Source organism: Pseudophaeobacter sp. 1A09344 (assembly GCF_041008745.1).
In the GTDB taxonomy this organism is placed as follows: Bacteria; Pseudomonadota; Alphaproteobacteria; order Rhodobacterales; family Rhodobacteraceae; genus Phycobacter; species Phycobacter gallaeciensis_A.
In genome coordinates this window covers 115,678-131,335 of sequence record NZ_JAXGFS010000008.1, presented here as the reverse complement: position 1 = coordinate 131,335, position 15,658 = coordinate 115,678, and the positions used below count along the sequence as shown (strand labels likewise).

General features: G+C 62.0%; 17 protein-coding genes. 8 read left to right on the top strand and 9 right to left on the bottom strand.

The annotated features are described in order from the left end of the window. Nucleotides 1–28: 28 nt before the first annotated feature. Complete coding sequence (locus SM765_RS14965; protein ID WP_368981558.1) at nt 29–2,140, top strand: chemotaxis protein CheA; 2,112 nt, start codon at nt 29–31, stop codon at nt 2,138–2,140. A gap of 100 nt (nt 2,141–2,240) precedes the next feature. On the opposite strand, the gene SM765_RS14960 is transcribed toward SM765_RS14965, so the two are convergent. The 5 genes from SM765_RS14960 to nthA form a co-directional block, all read right to left on the bottom strand. Further along, on the bottom strand, nt 2,241–2,480 hold the full coding sequence (locus SM765_RS14960) for a DUF2842 domain-containing protein (protein ID WP_065270869.1): 240 nt from the start codon (nt 2,478–2,480) through the stop codon (nt 2,241–2,243). Next, complete coding sequence (locus SM765_RS14955; protein WP_274835994.1) at nt 2,480–3,793, bottom strand: adenylosuccinate synthase; 1,314 nt, start codon at nt 3,791–3,793, stop codon at nt 2,480–2,482. Before SM765_RS14955 ends, SM765_RS14960 begins: the two co-directional genes overlap by 1 nt. Nucleotides 3,794–3,916: 123 nt before the next feature. Continuing rightward, entirely contained in the window at nt 3,917–4,252 is a 336-nt protein-coding gene (locus tag SM765_RS14950; RefSeq protein ID WP_065273524.1) for a nitrile hydratase accessory protein, read from the bottom strand. Nucleotides 4,253–4,254: 2 nt separating this feature from the next. Then, nucleotides 4,255–4,932 (bottom strand): nitrile hydratase subunit beta, encoded by a 678-nt coding sequence (gene nthB / locus SM765_RS14945; RefSeq protein ID WP_274832437.1) that lies wholly within the window; start codon nt 4,930–4,932, stop codon nt 4,255–4,257. Next, complete coding sequence (gene nthA, locus SM765_RS14940; RefSeq protein WP_065270872.1) at nt 4,932–5,552, bottom strand: nitrile hydratase subunit alpha; 621 nt, start codon at nt 5,550–5,552, stop codon at nt 4,932–4,934. Before nthA ends, nthB begins: the two co-directional genes overlap by 1 nt. Nucleotides 5,553–5,767: 215 nt before the next feature. On the opposite strand from nthA, the gene secG reads away from it, so the two are divergent. From secG to SM765_RS14915, 5 genes are all read left to right on the top strand, one after another. Beyond that, nucleotides 5,768–6,136: a preprotein translocase subunit SecG gene (gene secG / locus SM765_RS14935; protein ID WP_065270873.1), complete on the top strand. Its 369-nt coding sequence runs from the start codon at nt 5,768–5,770 to the stop codon at nt 6,134–6,136. Between the two features lie 161 nt (nt 6,137–6,297). Beyond that, nucleotides 6,298–7,941, top strand: coding sequence for a CTP synthase (gene pyrG / locus SM765_RS14930; RefSeq protein ID WP_065270874.1), 1,644 nt, complete (start codon nt 6,298–6,300; stop codon nt 7,939–7,941). A 131-nt stretch (nt 7,942–8,072) separates the two neighbouring features. Then, nucleotides 8,073–8,405, top strand: a complete 333-nt coding sequence (locus SM765_RS14925; RefSeq protein WP_274828281.1) for a DnaJ family domain-containing protein — start codon at nt 8,073–8,075, stop codon at nt 8,403–8,405. Between the two features lie 113 nt (nt 8,406–8,518). Beyond that, the gene (locus SM765_RS14920) at nt 8,519–9,421 is read left to right on the top strand and encodes a fructose bisphosphate aldolase (protein WP_274838306.1); all 903 of its coding nucleotides are present in this window, start codon (nt 8,519–8,521) and stop codon (nt 9,419–9,421) included. A gap of 155 nt (nt 9,422–9,576) precedes the next feature. Continuing rightward, a complete protein-coding gene (locus SM765_RS14915; protein WP_065270877.1) occupies nt 9,577–9,885 on the top strand; it encodes a DUF4389 domain-containing protein in 309 nt (102 codons plus the stop codon). A 115-nt stretch (nt 9,886–10,000) separates the two neighbouring features. Here the strand turns inward: SM765_RS14915 and SM765_RS14910 are convergent, their stop codons facing one another. Continuing rightward, nucleotides 10,001–11,299, bottom strand: coding sequence for a ferredoxin reductase family protein (locus tag SM765_RS14910; protein WP_274838307.1), 1,299 nt, complete (start codon nt 11,297–11,299; stop codon nt 10,001–10,003). An 86-nt stretch (nt 11,300–11,385) separates the two neighbouring features. After that, nucleotides 11,386–11,727, bottom strand: coding sequence for an ArsR/SmtB family transcription factor (locus SM765_RS14905; protein WP_274838308.1), 342 nt, complete (start codon nt 11,725–11,727; stop codon nt 11,386–11,388). A gap of 31 nt (nt 11,728–11,758) precedes the next feature. On the opposite strand from SM765_RS14905, the gene SM765_RS14900 reads away from it, so the two are divergent. After that, on the top strand, nt 11,759–12,634 hold the full coding sequence (locus SM765_RS14900; RefSeq protein ID WP_274838309.1) for a PhzF family phenazine biosynthesis protein: 876 nt from the start codon (nt 11,759–11,761) through the stop codon (nt 12,632–12,634). Then, on the top strand, nt 12,631–13,611 hold the full coding sequence (locus tag SM765_RS14895) for an ornithine cyclodeaminase family protein (RefSeq protein ID WP_274838310.1): 981 nt from the start codon (nt 12,631–12,633) through the stop codon (nt 13,609–13,611). The genes SM765_RS14900 and SM765_RS14895 overlap by 4 nt, the downstream gene beginning before the upstream one ends. On the opposite strand, the gene SM765_RS14890 is transcribed toward SM765_RS14895, so the two are convergent. Further along, nucleotides 13,601–14,386 (bottom strand): crotonase/enoyl-CoA hydratase family protein, encoded by a 786-nt coding sequence (locus SM765_RS14890; protein WP_274836003.1) that lies wholly within the window; start codon nt 14,384–14,386, stop codon nt 13,601–13,603. The two genes, SM765_RS14895 and SM765_RS14890, sit on opposite strands and share 11 nt — an antisense overlap. A gap of 97 nt (nt 14,387–14,483) precedes the next feature. Continuing rightward, nucleotides 14,484–15,566, bottom strand: coding sequence for an SMP-30/gluconolactonase/LRE family protein (locus tag SM765_RS14885; protein ID WP_274836005.1), 1,083 nt, complete (start codon nt 15,564–15,566; stop codon nt 14,484–14,486). Between the last annotated feature and the right edge of the window lie 92 nt (nt 15,567–15,658).

Sequence of the window (15,658 nt, the reverse complement as noted above, 5' to 3'; positions counted from 1 at the left end):
AACGACTTTGGTGAGGACGCGCAGCCCTATGGTACAAAATAACAAAGTTTTGACCGTTTCTTACGGGACATTCTCCTGCACGCTGGAAGGGTTCGAGGACTCCTTTGGCACCATGAAGGCGATTGCAGAGTATTTTCGTGACCTGGCCTCTGACGACCGATATTTCGGTGCCGAACCGCCACAGCCCGACGCAGACATGCTCGCCCGTATTGCGCAGCGGGAGATCGCACGTCAGGTCGAGGCCCGCACCAGCACCGAAGGCATCCATCTGCGCGCCGCCACAGCGCCACAGCCCGCGCCCGCTGCAGAGGCTGCGGTTTCAGACGCACCGACTGAAGAAGCGCAGGTTAGAGATACACAGAAAACAGATGTTGAAGACACTGTCGCTCCGACCAGCGAACAGTCAGAGCCGACGGAAAACAGCGCAGCCGAGCCGAGCATCGAAGAATCCCCGGCGCCCGAAGCTTCTGTCGACGAGGCTGCAGAAGAACCCGCGAAAGCAACAGATACTGATGAGGCGGACGGCGATGCCGCCACCCTAGCCGACGAAGAGCAGGCACAGCCCCCGGCTCCTGACGCGGACAAGATCGCCGCTATCTCGGCCGCTGCCGCTGCCCATGACAGTGAAGTCGCTGAAGCTGTAGAAGACGAACATTCGAAGCCCGCGAAAGCAGCTGAAGACGAAAGCGCCGAAGCGGAAATCGCAGAGCCGAAAGCGCCGAAGCGTGACGCCGCCGCCGCCGAAAGCATCGCCGCCAAACTGCGCCGGATCCGTGCCGTGGTCTCCCAGACCCCACAAGAGGATTTCTCCGAAGACGAACACGCCGAAAGCATCCTGTCAGAGGCCGCAAGCGACATCTCCGAAGCCCTGGCCGAGGACGCGGCCGCAGAGGAAGCCAAAGCCGACGAAGACGCTTCGGAGGATGACGAGATCTCCCGTGTTCTGGCCCAACTGGGCAAAGACAACGCCGAAACCGAGGACAGCGTAGCGGATCAGCCCGTTGTAGAGGCAGCGGTTGAAGCTGAACCGGAACAGGCTGAATCAGCCGCCGAACCCGAACAGGCCGAGCCGGAAACGGCTGAGGAGCCGCGCCCTCCGATGCGCGCCCGTGTTATCAAAGTCAAACGGGCCGACCTTGAACAGGTTGTCGCCACAGGGGCCCTGACAAACCTTTCCGCCAGCGCCGAGGCCGAGCCTGCCACTGCCTCCGCAACACCTGGCGTCGACAGCAGCCTGTCGGACGAGGATGAAGCCGATCTGATGCGCGAGCTGGCAGAGGTCGAGGCCGAACTCCTCGCAGCCTCGCAAGAGACCGAAGAAGACCGGCAGGAAGAGCAAAAAGCGCAAACCGCGACGGCAGAAGAAAGCACCGAAGAGGCCGAAGCGCCAGCTACCGCCGAGGATGCTGCAAAGAAACGCCCGGCAGCCCCTTCCGCAGATTTCCCCGACAGCGATGTATCGCGGCTGATGGATGCGGCAGATGCCAAGCTGGACGCGCCGGAAACCGCCTCTTCGCGCGAAACCTACGGCCATCTGCGCGCCGCAGTGGCAGCAGCCGAGGCAGATCGCTCTGCCGGTGGCAGCGCAGGTAGCGAAAACAGTGAAGACGCCTACCGCCAGGATCTGGCCAGCGTGGTTAAACCGCGTCGGCCGGTGCCGACCGGTGCCCGCAGCGCGCGCGAACGCAACAATGCGTCCCGTCCCGCGCCTTTGAAATTGGTTGCGGAGCAGCGCATCGATCCCTCCCCCGCAGCCGAGGACAGCGCCAGCGGCACGCCGCAAGCCACGCGCCCCGTGCGCCCGCGTCGGATTTCGGTGCTGAAGGATGAAGGCTCTGCCTCGGATGCCACTGCCGCAGATTTCGCTGCCTATGCCGCAGAGCGCGGCGCGGTCGAACTGCAGGATCTGCTGGAGGCTGCAGCAGCTTATATGAGCTTTGTCGAAGGCCGCGATCACTTCTCCCGCCCGCAGTTGATGAACAAGGTGCGCGATGCAGGCGCTGCCGAATTCAATCGCGAAGACGGGTTGCGCTCCTTTGGGCAGTTGTTGCGGGAAGGCAAGATCGAGCGATCCGAAAACGGCCGCTTTGCCGCAACCGAGGAAACCGGCTTCCGCCCGGCCAAACGGGCCGTTGGCTAATCTGCCTCGGTAGGCGTTTCCACCCGAACCATCCAAACGAAAAGGCGGGCCGAACAGCCCGCCTTTTTTTACATTTGGATATGCCCTTACCGGACAGGATTTATTCTTCCGGCGGCTGATCCGGGTCGGCCTGGCCGATACCCCGGAACACGAACTTGAACGGCAGCGCCCAGGCGATGCCCAGCACCGCGTAGACCAGCAGTTCAACCACCACCGGCGGTCGGTTCAGCAGGTTGAGGATGGTCACCGCGATGACGATATAAAGCGGCATGCCAATCAGCAGCAGCACCAGCGCCCAGCGACGGCGGGCCTTGTAGCTGAGACGGGGTTTATCCGCCATCAGTCAGCAAACGGGTCCGTCACCAGAATGGTGTCGTCCCGCTCCGGGCTGGTGGAGAGAAGCGCAACCGGGCATTCGATCAGCTCTTCCACGCGTTTAACGTACTTGATGGCATTGGCTGGCAGGTCATTCCAGCTGCGCGCGCCTTCGGTGGATTCGGACCAGCCGGGCATTTCCTCGTAGATCGGCGTGCAGCGGGCCTGCTGGTCTGCCGCGGTCGGCAGGTAATCCAGACGTTCTCCGTCCAGATCGTAGCCGGTGCAGATCTTCAGCGTCTCGAACCCATCCAGAACGTCCAGCTTGGTCAGCGAAATACCGTTGATGCCAGAGGTGGCACAGGTCTGGCGCACCAGACAGGCATCGAACCAGCCACAGCGGCGCTGACGGCCGGTAGTGGTGCCGAACTCATGCCCGCGGGTGCCAAGGCGTTCACCATCCGCATCGGGTTTGCCATCGGCGCCCAGCAGTTCGGTCGGGAACGGGCCTTCCCCCACGCGGGTGGTATAGGCTTTCACGATGCCCAGAACATAGTCGATGGACCCAGGCCCGATACCGACACCCGTGGCCGCTTGACCTGCAATCACATTGGAGGAGGTCACAAAGGGATAAGTGCCGAAATCGATATCCAACAGCGCGCCTTGGGCTCCTTCGAAGAGGATCCGCTTTCCGGCCTTGCGTTTTTCGTTGAGAACCTTCCAGACCGGCGCCGCATAGGGCAGGATCTTGGGAGCGATCTCTTTCAGCTGCGCGATCAACGCATCGCGGTCGATCGGGTCGACGCCAAGCCCCTTGCGCAGCGGATCGTGATGCTGCAGCGCGCGGTCCACCCGGGCCTGCAGCGTGGCTTCGTCTGCCAGGTCGGCAACGCGGATGGCACGGCGGCCAACCTTGTCTTCGTATGCCGGGCCAATGCCACGACCGGTGGTACCGATCTTGGTGCCCTTGCTGGCGGCTTCTTCGCGGGCGCGATCCAACTCACCATGCAGCGGCAGGATCAGCGGCGTGTTTTCGGCGATCATCAGCGTCTCGGGCGTGATATCGACGCCCTGTTCCCGAACGGTTTCGATCTCCTTGATCAGGTGCCAGGGATCAAGAACCACGCCGTTGCCGATGACCGACAGCTTGCCGCCACGCACAACACCAGAGGGCAGCGCGTGCAGCTTGTAGACCTTGCTGTCGATGACCAGCGTATGGCCGGCGTTATGGCCGCCCTGAAAGCGCGCGATCACATCGGCGCGCTCGCTCAGCCAGTCCACGATCTTGCCTTTTCCCTCGTCGCCCCACTGGGCGCCGACTACGACGACATTGGCCATATCCGGTCCTTTATAGCTGTCTGGTTCAAACCCGGGCCGGTATAGCGGTGCCGCAGGCCCAGTAAAACCGCAAATTCGCCGCAGCAGCGGGTCGGCGCCGTGATTCTTGCAGGTTACCCCGTGTTATCCGTCCTGCAGGACCACCGGATGCCCATGCGGAGTTTCCAGATAGGCCTGTTTCCACCCTTCGCGGGTGGTTTCGACCTCCTCGGCGGGGGCGACGCCGTCCTCTGCTAGAATCGCCTCCAGGGTTTCAAGCCAGGCGGTGAAGTAGTCATCGCCGCCGTTGAGGTCTCGCGACACGCCATGCCGGGCCAGGGTGGCCGAGAACCGCGAAACCCAGTCGGCCCAGGTGAAACGACCACTTTCATTGAGATGCACCGTCAGCGCAAAGGCCTGCGCGTGCCAGGGCTGCTCAAACGCCGGTTCAGGGGCATCATCAGGACGACATATGTTCATGGTCATACAGCCTCCAGATAGCTTTGCCACAGGTCCAGAACCACCTCATCCGCCGGGTCCTCCGGATGGCTCCACAATTCCCCCGCCGGGAAAACGACCGCATAAAGTGGCTCCGGCGCCTCACCCAGACCGTGCGCAGCGCTGTCAGGCAGCACGTGGGTTCCTTGCAGGCGTAGAATGCGGCCCGTCGCGCCGGTGGCATAGGCAGGCAGCCGTGTGTGGCCGCCATCGACCAACCTGCTGCCACCGGGATGGCGCGTGCGCACGCTCTGGCCTTCGCTGAAAACCGGCTCCGGTCCGCCGGTGCGGGTAGCGGGACCGCCCTTGGCCAGCATCGCGGCCACGGCGTCGGCAGAAAGTTTTCGATCGGCCAGCGGGTGTGGGCCATCCCCTCCCTGCCCGGCCAGATCATCCTCGCTAAGGACCCCCTTCTGGACCAGAAGATCCGCGAGCGCAGCAAGCCAGATTTCATAGTAGGAAAACCGGGTGTAATCGAGCGGCGCCAGTTTTTCGCGGGCATGGCGGGAGGTATCGATGTTCCACTGCCCAAGGGCGCCACAGGCCAGCGTCACCGCCAGCGCGCGGGCATGCCACTCTGCCGCAAACACCGGCGCATTCGCCCCCTCCGGCCGTACCGGCCCGTCGCCAAAGCGTCCGCCCATATCATGCAGTCGGGTCATCAGGGTGCCTCAGGCGTTTTCGGCAGGCCGGTGCCCACCATGCTGTCGCGGGTCACAAGCGCAGCAAGCGCATCTTCGTCCAGTCCTTCACTGCCCTCGGGACGCATTGGAAGGACCAGATAACGGACCTCGGCGGTGGAATCCCAGACCCGCACCCGGGTGCCTTCAGGCAGGGTCACGCCAAATTCAGAGAGCACCGCACGCGGCGCCCGCACGGCGCGGGCGCGGTAGGCATCCGATTTATACCAGCCCGGCGGGATTCCCAAAAGCGGCCACGGATAGCAACTGCACAGGGTGCAGACGACCATATTATGTTGCTCGGGTGTGTTTTCGACCACCACCATGTGTTCTCCCTGACGGCCATAATAGCCGAGTTCGGACAACACCGGGTCCGCATCCGCCAGAAGCGCTGCCTTGAAGGCGGGATCACTCCAGGCGCGGGCGACCACGCGGGCGCCATTCTGCGGGCCCACCTTGGTCTGATAGGTGTCGATGATCTCATCGAGTGCAGCAGGGTCGATCAGCCCCTTGCGGGTCAGAATCGTTTCAAGCGCCTTGACCCGCAAGGCGGGATCGGGCGGCAGCAAAGCATGCGGGTGGTCTGAATGATCATGTGGCATGGTCAAACAGTGCCCCCCGGGCGCCAATTCTGTCCAGTCACAAATACCGGAAATTCCGCAGAAGGGCGCGAAAACAGGGCGCTTCCCGCGTCCGGTTCTGTTTCATTTGACACATTCGGGCGCGACAGAATGCGGCCCGGCCAACTCGGCCCTTGCCCCTGTCTGCATTCTTCCCTATTTACCGCCCGATACTGAGCCAACCGCCGCAGGGACCCATGGAAAACGTTGTACTGATCATCCATCTTCTTCTGGCTCTGGGCCTGATTGCTGTCGTTCTGCTGCAACGGTCCGAAGGCGGAGGCCTTGGCATGGGCGGCGGTGGCGGTGGCGGCGCAATGACCGGCCGCGCTGCAGCGACGGCGCTGAGCAAAGTGACCTGGATCCTCGCAGCGGCCTTTATCGTCACCTCGATCACCCTGACCGTTCTGGCGGCCCAGAAATCCGCAGGTTCTTCGGTTGCTGACCGCATCGTTGCACCCGCTGGCGACGACGGCGCAGAGACGGCACCGGCGGCGCCCCTTGGCAGCGACCTGCTGCCGCCGGCAGAAGGCGACAACGCACCGCTGGTACCCAGCGCCGACTAACTTACTACAGCTAGATAATAAAACGGGGACCGTAACAGCATCTTGCGGTTCCCTTGCGCTTATTGCGCGAATCCTTTATACGTAAAGTCCCGTGATGCTGCGGTTTTTACAGGCCGTCGGGCAGCTGAAATCTGACTTCTCACGGGGGCAGCCGAACACTCATGGCGCGATTTATCTTTATCACTGGTGGCGTTGTTTCATCGCTTGGCAAAGGGCTGGCATCTGCAGCCCTTGGCGCATTGTTGCAGGCACGCGGCTACTCCGTTCGCCTGCGCAAGCTGGATCCGTATCTGAACGTCGATCCCGGCACGATGAGCCCCTTTGAACACGGCGAGGTCTTCGTCACCGACGATGGCGCAGAAACCGACCTCGACCTTGGTCACTACGAGCGGTTCACTGGCGTACCGGCGCGCAAGACCGACTCGATTTCATCGGGCCGCATCTACACCAACGTGCTGGAGAAGGAGCGCCGCGGCGACTACCTCGGCAAGACTATTCAGGTGATCCCGCACGTCACCAACGAGATCAAGGACTTCATCTCGATCGGCGAGGACGAGGTCGATTTCATGCTTTGTGAGATCGGCGGCACCGTGGGGGACATCGAAGGCCTGCCCTTCTTCGAAGCAATCCGTCAGTTCAGCCAGGACAAACCGCGCGGTCAGTGTATCTTCATGCATCTGACCCTGCTGCCCTATATCAAGGCATCGGGCGAGCTGAAAACCAAACCGACCCAGCACTCGGTGAAGGAACTGCGCTCCATCGGTCTGGCGCCTGACATTCTGGTCTGCCGCTCCGAAGGCCCGATTCCGAAGAAAGAGCGCGAGAAGCTCGCCTTGTTCTGCAACGTGCGCCCTGACAGCGTCATCGCCGCGCAGGATCTGAAATCCATCTACGAGGCGCCGCTGGCCTATCACCGCGAAGGCATGGATCAGGCTGTTCTGGATGCCTTTGGCATTGCCCCGGCTCCAAAACCCAACCTGATGCGCTGGGACGATGTGGCCGACCGCATCTACAACCCCGAAGGCGAAGTGAAGGTCGCCATCGTGGGCAAATACACCCAGCTGGAAGACGCTTATAAGTCCATCGCCGAGGCCCTGACCCACGGCGGCATGGCCAACCGCGTCAAGGTCAAGATCGAGTGGGTCGACGCCGAACTGTTCGACCGTGAGGACGCCACGCCGCACCTGCAGGGGTTCCACGCGATTCTGGTACCCGGCGGGTTTGGCGAACGCGGCACCGAAGGCAAGATCAAGGCAGCGCAATACGCACGCGAGCATAATGTTCCCTATCTGGGGATCTGCCTCGGCATGCAGATGGCGGTAATCGAGGCCGCCCGCAATGTGGCCGGGATCACCGAGGCCGGTTCTGAGGAATTCGACCACGAGGCAGGCAAGAAACGGTTTGAACCCGTCGTCTACCACCTCAAGGAATGGGTACAGGGCAACCACAAGGTCAGCCGCAAGGCCGATGACGACAAGGGCGGCACCATGCGTCTGGGCGCCTATGATGCCACGCTGGCCGAAGGCTCCAAAGTGGCCGAAGTCTATGGCAGCACCCACATCGAGGAACGTCACCGCCACCGCTATGAGGTGGACATCAAATACAAGGACCAGCTGGAAGCCTGCGGGCTGAAATTCTCCGGCATGTCGCCGGATGGCCGCCTGCCGGAAATCGTCGAATGGTCCGACCATCCCTGGTTCATCGGCGTGCAGTTCCATCCGGAACTGAAATCCAAACCCTTTGCGCCGCATCCCCTGTTCAAGGACTTCGTGCGCGCGGCCAAGGAAACCTCGCGTCTGGTGTAAAACCAGAGTGACAAACCAAATTCAGCAAACGGCAGACCTAAACGTCTGCCGTTTTGCATTTCACCCTGCACTGTCGCCGCGACACTATACCGTTCTTGCAACTGGCTGCGGCCCACCCCATTCTGCCACTCATGATACGGGCCTTTCGCAAACTCATCGAAGATCAGATCCGCTCGGCCAATGCCCGGGGGCAGCTCTCTGGGCTTGAGGGCGAAGGCAAACCCCTCCCCGACCGCACCGGACAGGAACTGGTTGATCCCGGTTTAGCGGCGGGATTGCGGGTGATGGCCGAGGCAGGCGCGGTTCCCGAAGAATTCACGCTCAAGAAAGAACTCGACGCAGCCCGGGCGGAATATGCCACACTGACCGATGCAGAGGAGCGCCGCGCAGCCATGGCCCGTATCGCGGATCTGGAACTGCGCTGGGGCATGGCGCGGGATGCGCGTAAATCCTTCTTCCGTTAGCGCAATCGCTCACACTGTTAGCGCAACCGTATGACAGGCCAGTTGTTTCTGTTCACGGGCACGGTATAGACGGTTGGAAATAGTCCAACAGATATTCGCGGAGATCCCGACCCATGGCGCAAGAGACGTCCACCAAGCAGGAACAGTTTGACCGTATTGCAAAGGGCAAGGGCTTCATCGCCGCATTGGATCAGTCGGGCGGCTCCACCCCCAAGGCGCTGGCGCTTTATGGTGTGATGGAAGACGCCTATTCGAACGATGATGAGATGTTTGGCGAGATCCAGAAAATGCGCGCCCGGATCATCACCGCGCCGGATTTCAACAGCGACAAGATCCTTGGCGCGATCCTGTTCGAAAAGACGATGGACAATGCAATTGATGGCATTCAGGTCCCCACCTACCTGTGGGAAAAATGCGGCGTAGTGCCCTTTCTGAAGGTGGACAAGGGTCTGGCCGACGAACAGGACGGCGCCCAGATGATGAAACCGATGCCTGATCTGGACGCGCTTCTGGCGCGGGCCGTGGCAGCGGGGATCTTCGGCACCAAGATGCGCTCGGTCATCAAGGAAGCCAACGAGACCGGCATCAAGAATGTGGTCGCCCAGCAGTTCGAAGTGGGCAAGCAGATCGCCGCCGCCGGACTGGTTCCGATCATCGAGCCCGAGGTCGATATCCACTCCGCGACCAAGGCCGAAGCCGAAGCCATCCTGAAGACCGAGCTGAAAGCCGCGCTCGACGCCCTGCCGAGCGGCACCAAGGTTGCGCTGAAGCTGACCATCCCGAATGAAGCCGGTCTTTATGATGATCTGGCCGACCACCCCGAGGTGGTGCGCGTTGTTGCCCTCTCCGGCGGCTACAGCACCGACGATGCCTGCGCGAAACTGTCCCAGAACCCCAAGATGATCGCCTCCTTCAGCCGCGCGCTGACCGAAGGTCTGAATGTGTCGATGAGCGATGCGGAGTATAATGCCGCCCTTGGCGCGAATATTTCCAAGATCTATGACGCGTCGCTGTAAGGCGCGCTAACAGCAAAAGATCCGGGCCGCGTCTGATATCAGGCGCGGCCTTTTCCTTTTGTCCCGGATGTGAAATCCTGTTTCTAGTATTGCAGCTCCGGGCAACAGCCACGGGCATGATGATTTGCAGCAGGAACCACCCAGCGGGATTTACGATGGCACAGAGTGACGACGACAAGATTGATGGCCGTCTGCACGGCGAACAATTTGAACCCGAGGGCGAGGATGGCCTGCTGACACGGCTGATCTACATGCTGATCATCGCCGTCCTGATCTCACTGGCGCAGACGGTGCTGGGCGTGGTGACTGTCATTCAGTTCGTGGTGATGTTGCTCAACAACAAGCAGCCAAACGAACGGCTGGCGGAGTTCGGCACGGACCTTGGCATCTGGGTCGCAAAGGCGGCGCGCTATCAGACCGCCGCCAGCAAGGTCAAACCCTGGCCCTGGACGGATCTGGACTGACAAGGGCATTCCACCCTATCGCAGGACAAAGACCAGCAGCGCCAACAGGGTCACAATGACCACCGCCCGGATCGCCAGAGCCACCCGGCGCCGCATTGGTCGGTTTCGCAGGAACTCAGCCATAGTCGAACCTTTCTGACAGGATCCGGCCGGATGAGACGCCACGTGCGATCAGGTGATCCTCGACCGTATCCATCATGATCGGCGGCCCGCAAAGGATGAACAGCCACTCTGCAAACTCATCATCCGTGAAACTCCCATCCAACAGGTCTGGGCCGATCATCCCAGTCTCCCCCTGCCAGCCCACAGGTGGCTCTGACAGTACCAGAATCGTATCCTCGCGCTGCAGATCCTCCCGGAACACGATCTTCTCTTCTAGGCGGTTGCCATAGATCAACCGGACCCGGCGCGAATCCCCGGTCAGGCGCAGCTGGTTCAGAATGCTCAGCATCGGTGCGATCCCGACGCCACCCGCGATCAATGCAATCCCCGGCTCTGCCCGCCCCTCCACGGACATGCTGCCATAGGGACCATCCAGATAGGCGCGCATACCCGGCTTCACCTGGTCCAGAGAACCGGTGAAATCGCCAAGCTCCTTGATCACGAAAGACACCTCTGCCCCCGCAGCCGGGGCGGAGCTGATCGAGAACGGGTTTTCATCAAGCGAGAAGGCCGAGTGACCAATGTTCAGCCAGGCAAACTGCCCGGCCTTGTAGCGCAGCCCATCGTGCCCTTCCGGCCTCAGGGTCAGGCCCCATTGCCGGGGCGTCAGGCGTTTGATCTCGGCCACCCGCCAGGGCCGCGCCCGCAGCGGCTCAATCACATAGACCCAGACCAGCGACCCCACCGCCACGGCGGTCATCCCACCCCAGAGCCAGACCATCGCAGGGTCAGCACTGTAGCGCCCCGCTGCCAGAGCATGATGCAGCAAGGCACCGGCGATCAGCACCGCGCCAACCCCGTGCATCAGGCGCCAGGTCTCGTACTTGTAGTCCAGCTGCGTGCGAAAGGCAGCCAACGCCACCAGTGCGGGTAGCAGCAGGAAGGCGACAATCCCAGTCGACAGGGCGGAAAAATCGGTCGTCACGGTCAAAACCCGCGTCTGATCCCAGGGCCGTTGCCCGCCGACAAGGCTGCCGCCGTAGAAAAACGGATGCAGCAGCGCAAACACCAGCGCCACCCGCGCCATGACCTGATGAAACCGCATGGTCACATCCATACCGATCTCGGACGACACGCGCCTGAACCGGCCAGACAAGACGAATTCGGCCAGGATCATGGCATAGGCGAGCATCCCCAGCCCGGTGCCCAGTTCGGCCCCGAGAGAGCGCGGCGGTCCCCCGAAGATCGCAGAGACCACAAGCGGCGATATGACCACTGCAACGTAAAGCAGTATGAGAAATAGCGATTTCATAGGCCTTGTCTGATCGGTTTCCCTCCCGGCGTCCTTGATCCGTCTCAATATCCCGCAGTGCGATCACTGCCCTTGTGGCTTGTGGCCTATTCCGGTTCTTCCCACAGGTGGGCGGCGTCGGCCAGGATGGCATCGGCCCGGCTACGGACCAGTTTGTAAAACACCCAGTTCTTGATCTTCTTGCTGGTCACCAGCCCGGCCTCTTGCAGGACGCGCATATGGTTCGTCACCGTCGGCTGTCGCAGCCCGATCTTCTCGGTGATGAACCCTACACAGACCCCGTCCCTTACCAGATCACCATCCTCCTGTGGCGGAAAATGCCGCTCCGGATCGCTGAGCCAGTGCAGAATTTGCAGCCGGTTCTCATTGGCCAGCGCCTTCAACGCGGCGGCCGTTGACAGCAAATCAGCAGACGTATAGTCAATCATCTATATAGATTCTCCGCTATGCAGGTCAGTCATGTCACAGCGCAACCGCTCTTACAACTTTGTCCATTGTGATGTCTTCGCATCCCGCCCCTACTCCGGCAACAGTCTTGCAGTTTTTCCCGATAGTGCGGGCCTCAGCGCCGCACAGATGCTGACCATGACGCAAGAGCTGCGCCATTTCGAATCCATCTTCCTGACGGAAACCGAAGGCCGGATCGAAGCGCGGGTCTTTGACCTGAGCGAGGAACTGCCTTTTGCTGGCCATCCGATCATCGGAGCGGCCTGTAGCCTTCATATGCAATGCGGGGCGCCCGGGCAAAAAACCTGGACCTTCACCCTGCAGGGCGGCCGAACAGTGCGCGTGACCACCATGTCCCGCGCCGGACGCTATTTCGGAACGCTGGATCAGGGACAGCCCGATTTCCTAGGCACCGCGCCGAACAACAGCCGCACCGCCTTCGCCGAAGCCTTCAACCTGTCCACTGGTGACCTGTCGCCCCTGCCGCTTGAGATCATATCGACCGGGTTGAAGTACCTTGTGGTCCCTGTGACCGGCGGACTACGTGAGGCCCGGATCATGGTTCCCGACCTTGAGGACAGGCTGCGGACCGTTGGCGCCGAATTCGCCTATCTTTTCGACACGGAAACCTTCGAAGGCCGCCACTGGAACAACGACGGTCTGCTTGAGGACGTCGCCACCGGCAGTGCCGCTGGTGTCATCGGCGCCTATGCATTGAAACACGGACTGGCGCAGGCGGACCACACCTTTACCCTGACGCAAGGCCACTACATCGGACGGCCCAGCGCCCTGCTCGTGACCCCCTATGGCACCCCTGATGCCATCAACCATGTCACCGTTGCGGGCGAGGTTGCCTTTGTCGGAACCGGAGAGATCAGCGCGCCATGATCCCGATCTACACCGCAGAGGATATTCGTCCCCATATGTCTGTCGCGGATCTGATCCCCTCCGCGAAACAGGCCTTTCGCGCGCTGTCCGAAGGGACGGCAACAGCGCCTGTGCAGGTGCTCTACCCATCACCGGGCGCAGACATTCATGTGAAATCCGCGACGCTTGCAGGCTGCCCCATTTTCACCGTGAAGATGGCGGGATGGTCGCAGGATCTCGCCAACATCGGCGCACCGCCGTCGAGCGGAATGATTGTGGTGTTCGACAGCCAGACCTGCAGGCCAGTTGCTATCCTGCAAGATGATCATCTGATCTCGGATTACCGGACCGCCGCCGCTGGCGCGGTCGTGACCGATCTTCTGGTCGCCGACAGGGCGCAACACGCCGTCGTCATCGGCACCGGCACGCAGGCGCGGCTGCAGGTTGAGGCGCTGCTTTTGGTACGTCCCGTGACCTCGGTTCAGGTCTGGGGGCGGGTGCGGGCAAAGGCGCAGGCGCTGGTGGATAAGTTGCAGGCACAATTTGCCAGGGTGCGGTTTGAGGTCGCCGATGATCTGGAACAGGCCGCCCGGTCCTCCGATGTGATCCTGACCGCCACCGGGGCAAAACAGCCGCTGATCCATGCCGATTGGCTCAGCCCCGGCCAACATATCACTTCGGTCGGATCAGACGACGAAACGAAATGCGAAATTGATCCCGTGGCCCTGTCGCAGGCACAGGTCTTTGTCGATGCGCACGCATCAGGCCTGGCTTTTGGCGCGCCGCACCTTGCGATCCGATCCGGACTGATGGCGGCGACGGATCTGACCGAGGTCGGCGCGGCGCTTAAGGCAGGCACTTGCAAGAACCCTGAGCGGACAAGCATCGCCTGCCTGTCCGGGCTCGGGGTTCAGGATCTCACCGCGGTCAATGCCATCTGGCCCAAGCTGTTGCACAAGGCGCCGTTGCCGCCTCAGGGCGCGCCTATCAGTCCTTGAACTGCGGCGGGCGTTTCTGCATCTGCGCTGCGATGGCCTCCATCTGGTTGGGCGTGCCAATCAGGGCCACCTGCTCGCGGCTTTCCTCCATCAGCACTGTGGCCTGATCGGCGGTTTCGGCCACACCGATCAGCCGTTTGGCCGCGCGGATGCCTTCGGGGTTCTTGCCTGCGATCTCTGCCGCCAGCGCCTGCGCAGAGGCAAGGGGATCGTCGGAGACTTCGGTCACTAGCCCCCAGTCCAACGCCTGCGGAGCCTCGAACACTTCGGCGGTATAGGTCAGGCGTCGCAGCACGTCCGAGCGCAACAGCCGGGGCAACAGCGCCATGCCGCCCATGTCGGGGACGATGCCCCATTTCATCTCCATCACCGAAAACCGCGCATCCGGCGCAGCAATGCGGATATCCGCGCCCAGCGCCAGTTGCAAACCGCCGCCAAAGCAGACGCCCTGCACGGCCGCAATCACCGGCACCGGTACCCGGCGCCAGGCCATCGCGACCTCCTGCACCTCGTTGGCATCGTCAAAGCTGCGGGCCATCAGCCACTCTTCGGGATCCATCTGCCCCATCTTGGCAAAGCTCATCAGGTCAAGCCCGGCGCAAAACGCCTTACCCTCCCCCGCCAGCACCACGGCCCGCGCCTTGGAGGCGGCGACCTCGTGCCCAGCGGCGATGATCCCCTTGATCATCTCGTCGTCCAGCGCGTTCATCTTGTCCCCGCGCGTCAGCGTCACATGGGCGATGTGGTCTTTGTACTCGACGGATACCCGTGCCATCTGCGGCTCCTCCTGCTTTCGGTTTGCGCCAGACTGCACCGCAACGCCGCCGCGATCCAGACTAACGCCGGGGCAGATTGGACCGAGCCGACCCCCCCTAGGGCCGGATCGGCGGCAGATCCGTCACCGGCAGCCGCGCGAAACTGTCACTGTCTAGCGTCATCACGTAAAGCTGGTCGCCGACAATGCGCCCGCCAGTGGTGATCCCCAGCCCGCCCGCAGGATCCTGAAGGGTGCGTAGAATGTTACCATCCGCATCGAACTGCATGATCATGCCGCGATGGATCGGCGCCGGGCGCACCTTCGGTCCCAGCCGCCACAGCACCTTGCGCAGGAAGGGATAGGGCATCAGCACTTCGGACGGCACGCGCGGGCTTGCAAAGGCCAGCCAGAAGGTGCCATCACCCTGCGCCTCAAGGTTATCCGGATAGCCCGGCAGATTGCCGAGAAACAGTTCCTGCTGCCCGGCGTTGGGACCGGTCAACCACAACCGGTGCACCCGGGCGCGGCCTGTTTCATTGATCAGCAGGAAATCCTCATCCGGCGACAGGGCAACACCGTTGGTATAGACAAACCCGGTGGCGATCTTCTCAACCGTGCCATCGGGGATGCGGCGGGCCACGTAGCCCGTGTCGGACTGTTCCCAGACGGTCAGCACCGAGGTGGGTTTGGTGCCGCCCATGGTCTCCGGGTCGAACCGGTCCGAGGAATTGGAGAAATAGATCGTGCCATCGCGCGCCACATCCAATTGGTTGGCATAGATCACCGGGGCACCGTCAATCTCGCTCACCAGGGTTTCCAGCGTGCCGGGGCCACTCCAGCGCATGATGCCACGGAAACTGTCGGCGATATAAAGCGCGCCATCCGGCCCGGCCTTCAGCCCCAGCGGCCGCCCGCCCAGCGCCTCCACCAGTTCGGGTTGGTCGCCATCAATGCGATAAAGGTTCCCGTCCAGATCGGTGGTGTAGACCGTCCCATCCGGCATCACCGCCAGATCTTCGGGACCGATGGCGCCATTGGGCAGGACCACCTTTTGCGCGCCCTCAAGGGCGGTGTTTTCCTCAAACTCTCCGGTAAATCCCGGCCCCTTGGGCGGGTCATAGGACACAGGTTCGACCGGTACCGGCCAGAACAGAAGGTAGGCCAGCCCCAGCGCCAGCACGCCCAGAAAAATGCGCATCGTTAAATTCTCCCAAAACTGGCGCCAGTCTGCGCTGCCCGGGCGCCCTCTGCAAGGCTTGCCACCCGCAGAACCTGCGACATTCGCTGCCG

Bases quoted from the DNA above. Each gene is read 5' to 3' on its own strand.
- pyrG (WP_065270874.1), top strand. From the start codon at position 6,298: ATGGCGCGATTTATCTTTATCACTGGTGGCGTTGTTTCATCGCTTGGC.
- SM765_RS14920 (WP_274838306.1), top strand. From the start codon at position 8,519: ATGGCGCAAGAGACGTCCACCAAGCAGGAACAGTTTGACCGTATTGCA.
- SM765_RS14960 (WP_065270869.1), bottom strand. From the start codon at position 2,480: ATGGCGGATAAACCCCGTCTCAGCTACAAGGCCCGCCGTCGCTGGGCG.
- secG (WP_065270873.1), top strand. From the start codon at position 5,768: ATGGAAAACGTTGTACTGATCATCCATCTTCTTCTGGCTCTGGGCCTG.
- SM765_RS14915 (WP_065270877.1), top strand. From the start codon at position 9,577: ATGGCACAGAGTGACGACGACAAGATTGATGGCCGTCTGCACGGCGAA.
- SM765_RS14910 (WP_274838307.1), bottom strand. From the start codon at position 11,299: ATGAAATCGCTATTTCTCATACTGCTTTACGTTGCAGTGGTCATATCG.
- SM765_RS14955 (WP_274835994.1), bottom strand. From the start codon at position 3,793: ATGGCCAATGTCGTCGTAGTCGGCGCCCAGTGGGGCGACGAGGGAAAA.
- nthA (WP_065270872.1), bottom strand. From the start codon at position 5,552: ATGCCACATGATCATTCAGACCACCCGCATGCTTTGCTGCCGCCCGAT.
- SM765_RS14900 (WP_274838309.1), top strand. From the start codon at position 11,759: ATGTCACAGCGCAACCGCTCTTACAACTTTGTCCATTGTGATGTCTTC.
- SM765_RS14950 (WP_065273524.1), bottom strand. From the start codon at position 4,252: ATGAACATATGTCGTCCTGATGATGCCCCTGAACCGGCGTTTGAGCAG.
- SM765_RS14885 (WP_274836005.1), bottom strand. From the start codon at position 15,566: ATGCGCATTTTTCTGGGCGTGCTGGCGCTGGGGCTGGCCTACCTTCTG.
- SM765_RS14905 (WP_274838308.1), bottom strand. From the start codon at position 11,727: ATGATTGACTATACGTCTGCTGATTTGCTGTCAACGGCCGCCGCGTTG.
- nthB (WP_274832437.1), bottom strand. From the start codon at position 4,932: ATGACCCGACTGCATGATATGGGCGGACGCTTTGGCGACGGGCCGGTA.
- SM765_RS14925 (WP_274828281.1), top strand. From the start codon at position 8,073: ATGATACGGGCCTTTCGCAAACTCATCGAAGATCAGATCCGCTCGGCC.
- SM765_RS14890 (WP_274836003.1), bottom strand. From the start codon at position 14,386: ATGGCACGGGTATCCGTCGAGTACAAAGACCACATCGCCCATGTGACG.
- SM765_RS14965 (WP_368981558.1), top strand. From the start codon at position 29: ATGGTACAAAATAACAAAGTTTTGACCGTTTCTTACGGGACATTCTCC.
- SM765_RS14895 (WP_274838310.1), top strand. From the start codon at position 12,631: ATGATCCCGATCTACACCGCAGAGGATATTCGTCCCCATATGTCTGTC.